The following is a 5,567-nucleotide window of genomic DNA, read 5'->3' as shown; positions in this document are numbered from 1 at the left end:
GTTGAGTATAGGGCAAAAAAAAAGACCCCTACATTGCTGTAGAGGTCTTCAAAGAAGGCGGCGGCCTACTCTCCCACCTAGTGGCAGTACCATCGGCGCAGACGGGCTTAACTTCCCTGTTCGGAATGGAAAGGGGTGGGCCCCGTCGCCATGGCCACCCAAGTTTTAAGTCCTTGTGCTCTTAGAGAGCCTGTGGACTGTTACATCACGGATGATGTAACTAATATCTTGACATAAAAGGATAGAATGTAAATGATCAAAAACGCGATCAAAGAGAAAGGATGATAATACCTTACTAAAATTAAAGCAAGTCTCTGGCGCAAGCCTGACGGATAATTAGTACCACTCGGCTACGTACTTTACAGCACTTCCACCTGTGGCCTATCAACGTGGTCATCTCCCACGATCCTTTAAAGAAATCTCATCTTGTGGCGGGTTTCGCGCTTATATGCTTTCAGCGCTTATCCCATCCCGACGTAGCTACCCGGCAATGCCCCTGGCGGGACAACCGGTACACCAGCGGTCAGTCCGACCCGGTCCTCTCGTACTAGGGTCAGGGCCACTCAAATTTCTAACGCCCGCAGTAGATAGAGACCGAACTGTCTCACGACGTTCTGAACCCAGCTCGCGTGCCACTTTAATGGGCGAACAGCCCAACCCTTGGGACCTTCTCCAGCCCCAGGATGTGACGAGCCGACATCGAGGTGCCAAACCCCCCCGTCGATGTGAGCTCTTGGGGGAGATCAGCCTGTTATCCCCGGCGTACCTTTTATCCTTTGAGCGATGGCCCTTCCATGCGGAACCACCGGATCACTATGCTCTACTTTCGTACCTGTTCGACCTGTATGTCTCACAGTCAAGCGCCCTTGTGCCATTGCACTCTACGTACGATTGCCAACCGTACTGAGGGCACCTTTAGAAGCCTCCGTTACTCTTTTGGAGGCGACCACCCCAGTCAAACTACCCACCACGCACTGTTCCCTGATTTACAGGGTTAGGCCCCGAACAAACAAAGGCTGGTATTTCAACAATGGCTCCACCACGCCTGGCGACGCAGCTTCAAAGCCTCCCAGCTATCCTACACATTGGTTGCCCAAGGTCAATACGAAGCTATAGTAAAGGTGCACGGGGTCTTTTCGTCCCACTGCGGGTAACCGGCATCTTCACCGATACTACAATTTCACCGAGCTCATGGTTGAGACAGTGTCCAGATCGTTGCACCATTCGTGCAGGTCGGAACTTACCCGACAAGGAATTTCGCTACCTTAGGACCGTTATAGTTACGGCCGCCGTTTACCGGGGCTTCAGTTCAATGCTTCATCCAAAAGGAATTACATCTCCCCTTAACCTTCCGGCACCGGGCAGGTGTCAGGCCCTATACTTCATCTCTCGATTTAGCAGAGCCCTGTGTTTTTGATAAACAGTCGCCTGGACCTTTTCACTGCGGCCCTGTATTGCTACAGGGCGACCTTTCTCCCGAAGTTACAGGTCTATTTTGCCTAGTTCCTTAACCATGAATCTCTCGAGCGCCTTAGAATACTCATCCCGACCACCTGTGTCGGTTTACGGTACGGGCCGCTATACTTGCTTTTCTAGGAAGATGTTAAGCTGGATTATCAACGCAGCCGTAGCCTTGTTGTACTATCTCCTCCTTACGAAGGATTCAACGCACAATTCCGTCTGTGCGCACCAACGCCACATCTCCGTCGCTTTTAATGTATAGCGGGTAGCGGAATATTAACCGCTTGTCCATCCACTGCCCCTTTCGGGTTCGCGTTAGGTCCCGACTGACCCCCAGCTGATTAGCATAGCTGGGGAAACCTTGGTCTTTCGGCGTGCGGGTTTCTCGCCCGCATTATCGTTACTTATGCCTACATTTTCGTTTGTAGTTCCTCCAGCATTCCTCGCAGAACACCTTCAGCGGCACTACAATGCTCCCCTACCACTCTGATCTCGAAGATCAGAATTCACGGCTTCGGTGGTGTGCTTATGCCCGATCATTATCCATGCGGAACCGCTCGACCAGTGAGCTGTTACGCACTCTTTAAATGAATGGCTGCTTCCAAGCCAACATCCTGGCTGTCTATGCAGTTCCACCGCGTTTTTTCAACTTAGCACACACTTGGGGACCTTAGCCGGTGATCCGGGTTGTTTCCCTTTCGGACATGGACCTTAGCACCCATGCCCTCACTGCGCAAAAACATTTTACAGCATTCGGAGTTTGTCAGGAATTGGTAGGCGGTGAAGCCCCCGCATCCAATCAGTAGCTCTACCTCTGTAAAACTTATTTGCACGCTGCACCTAAATGCATTTCGGGGAGTACGAGCTATTTCCGAGTTTGATTGGCCTTTCACCCCTACCCACAGGTCATCCCAAGACTTTTCAACGTCAACGGGTTCGGTCCTCCACTGTGTGTTACCACAGCTTCAACCTGCCCATGGGTAGATCACACGGTTTCGCGTCTGCCACTGCTAACTATAGCGCCCTATTCAGACTCGCTTTCGCTCCGGCTCCGATCCTTAAAATCTTAACCTCGCTAGCAACGGCAACTCGTAGGCTCATTATGCAAAAGGCACGCCGTCACCCCCAAAGGGGCTCCGACCGCTTGTAAGCGTATGGTTTCAGGTTCTATTTCACTCCCTTGTTCAGGGTTCTTTTCACCTTTCCCTCACGGTACTGGTTCACTATCGGTCTCTCAGGAGTATTTAGCCTTAGCGGATGGTCCCGCTAGATTCACACAGGGTTTCTCGTGCCCCGCGCTACTCAGGATACCACTATCAATAACGATCTTTACCCGTACGGGACTATCACCCTCTATGGTGCAACTTTCCAGTTGCTTCCGGTTCATTACGCATCGAATGTTGTGGTCCTACTACCCCAATATTGCCGAAACAATATTGGTTTGGGCTTCTCCGATTTCGCTCGCCACTACTCTCGGAATCACTTTTGTTTTCTCCTCCTCCGGCTACTTAGATGTTTCAGTTCACCGGGTTTACTTCCCTTACGGGATACTATACCTTCAGTATAGTGGGTTGCCCCATTCAGATATCTGCGGATCATATCGTATGTGCCGATCCCCGCAGCTTTTCGCAGCTTATCACGTCTTTCATCGCCTCTGAGAGCCTAGGCATTCCCCATACGCCCTTAATCAGCTTGTCGCCTTTGCTTTAATCTATTCGTGTACTTTCGTACCCTCTCTTTTTGATTCGTGTTTCATTACTATTATAATGTATAGATCCTGGATCTATACATCACTCTATCCCAATATGTCAATGAACTTTCCTTTGCGCTTATCAAAGCCCTTTCTACATCGATACCTCTTGATATCAACGAGCATAAGACCTCTTACACCCAAATTCTCTCAATACCTTAGCCTCCCTCCCGGGCGCTATCAGCGTTGAGCTTCTTGGTGGAGAATACCGGAGTCGAACCGGTGACCTCCTGCGTGCAAGGCAGGCGCTCTAGCCAGCTGAGCTAATTCCCCGTCTTTTCTTCCCTCGCCAGGGACCCTTCAGCCCCTTTTGAAGCAGTTGACGGTAGCCCCAACTTCTAGAATTTCCAATACTTTTATTCTCAATGAACGTAAAAACCTTAAGTTTCCCTAAGTGTTTGTAGTCTCAGGCAGACTCGAACTGCCGACCTCTACATTATCAGTGTAGCGCTCTAACCAGCTGAGCTATGAGACTGCATTACAGTTGTTAGACTCTAATAGTAGAATCTAACTATCTTTTAAAATAATGGTAGACCAGAAAATCAATTTAATACCAGAGAAGGCCAGGATGAAAGTACCCTGTTGGATCGCGTTTCTCTAGAAAGGAGGTGTTCCAGCCGCACCTTCCGGTACGGCTACCTTGTTACGACTTAGCCCTAGTTACCGGTCTTACCCTAGGCCGCTCCTTGCGGTGACGGACTTCAGGTACCCCCGGCTTCCATGGCTTGACGGGCGGTGTGTACAAGGCCCGGGAACGTATTCACCGGATCATGGCTGATATCCGATTACTAGCGATTCCAGCTTCACGGGGTCGAGTTGCAGACCCCGATCCGAACTGTGACCGATTTTATAGATTCGCTCTCCGTTGCCGGATGGCTGCTCACTGTATCGGCCATTGTAGCACGTGTGTAGCCCAGGACGTAAGGGCCGTGATGATTTGACGTCATCCCCACCTTCCTCGCGGTTTGCACCGGCAGTCTCGCCAGAGTCCCCAGCATTATCTGTTGGCAACTGACGACAGGGGTTGCGCTCGTTATAGGACTTAACCTGACACCTCACGGCACGAGCTGACGACAACCATGCAGCACCTTGCAAAATGTCCGAAGAAAAGACCGTCTCTGGTCCTGTCATTCTGCATTTAAGCCCTGGTAAGGTTCCTCGCGTATCATCGAATTAAACCACATGCTCCACCGCTTGTGCGGGCCCCCGTCAATTCCTTTGAGTTTCATTCTTGCGAACGTACTCCCCAGGTGGGATACTTATCACTTTCGCTTGGCCGCCGAGCCCGAAAGCCCGACAGCTAGTATCCATCGTTTACGGCGTGGACTACCGGGGTATCTAATCCCGTTCGCTCCCCACGCTTTCGTCCATCAGCGTCAGTCAATAGTTAGTGACCTGCCTTCGCAATCGGTGTTCTATGTAATATCTATGCATTTCACCGCTACACTACATATTCCGGCCACTTCACTATAACTCAAGACAACCAGTATCAAGGGCAGTGCTATGGTTGAGCCACAGCCTTTCACCCCTGACTTAATTGCCCGCCTGCGGACCCTTTAAACCCAATGATTCCGGATAACGCTCGGACCCTCCGTATTACCGCGGCTGCTGGCACGGAGTTAGCCGGTCCTTATTCTTACGGTACCGTCATCGGGGTACACGTACCCCTTATTCTTCCCGTATAAAAGCAGTTTACAACCCGTAGGGCCGTCTTCCTGCACGCGGCATGGCTGGATCAGACTTTCGTCCATTGTCCAATATTCCTCACTGCTGCCTCCCGTAGGAGTCTGGTCCGTGTCTCAGTACCAGTGTGGGGGATCCCCCTCTCAGGGCCCCTACCCATCGAAGCCTAGGTGAGCCGTTACCTCGCCTACTAACTAATGGGACGCATAGCCATCTTCTACCGCCAAAGCTTTAAACATTCAGATGATGCCATCAAATGTTATTATGGGACATTAATCCACGTTTCCATGGGCTATTTCCCAGTAAAAGGTAGGTTCTATACGCGTTGCGCACCCGTGCGCCACTCGTCAGCGGAAAAGCAAGCTTTTCCCTGTTACCGTTCGACTTGCATGTGTTAGGCCTGCCGCTAGCGTTCATCCTGAGCCAGGATCAAACTCTTCATCGTTTGATTTTAAATAATGTTCGCGACCATAATTCAACAAGAGTTTCCTCCCATCCCTTTATAGCCCCAATGGTCTCAAAATGATTTTCTGTTAATTTTTCGATTCTATTACCGAAGTAATAAAACGCTTTTTGTCTACCAATATGTCAATGAACTTGTTTACTTTTCTTCTCGTCTAAGAGCACTTACTGTCTCTCAAAGCGGGTGCAAATATACAACCGTTTTTCTCTC

The 5,567-nt window shown here is 50.3% G+C and carries 2 tRNA genes and 3 rRNA genes; all 5 read right to left on the bottom strand.

The features are described from left to right. Positions 1 to 52: 52 nt before the first annotated feature. Positions 53 to 162: ribosomal RNA gene (gene rrf / locus CLV82_RS14520) — 5S ribosomal RNA — on the bottom strand. A 153-nt stretch (positions 163 to 315) separates the two neighbouring features. After that, a 23S ribosomal RNA gene (locus CLV82_RS14515) occupies positions 316 to 3,160 on the bottom strand. A 247-nt stretch (positions 3,161 to 3,407) separates the two neighbouring features. Next, a tRNA-Ala gene (locus tag CLV82_RS14510) sits at positions 3,408 to 3,484 on the bottom strand. Between the two features lie 128 nt (positions 3,485 to 3,612). After that, a tRNA-Ile gene (locus CLV82_RS14505) sits at positions 3,613 to 3,686 on the bottom strand. A gap of 126 nt (positions 3,687 to 3,812) precedes the next feature. Beyond that, positions 3,813 to 5,339, bottom strand: a 16S ribosomal RNA gene (locus tag CLV82_RS14500). The 16S, 23S and 5S rRNA genes sit together here with 2 tRNA genes alongside, the layout of an rRNA operon. Between the last annotated feature and the right edge of the window lie 228 nt (positions 5,340 to 5,567).

Origin of the sequence: Zeaxanthinibacter enoshimensis (assembly GCF_004362865.1) — a bacterium.
GTDB classification, from domain to species: domain Bacteria; phylum Bacteroidota; class Bacteroidia; order Flavobacteriales; family Flavobacteriaceae; genus Zeaxanthinibacter; species Zeaxanthinibacter enoshimensis.
This window is presented reverse-complemented; position numbering and strand designations above follow the sequence as displayed.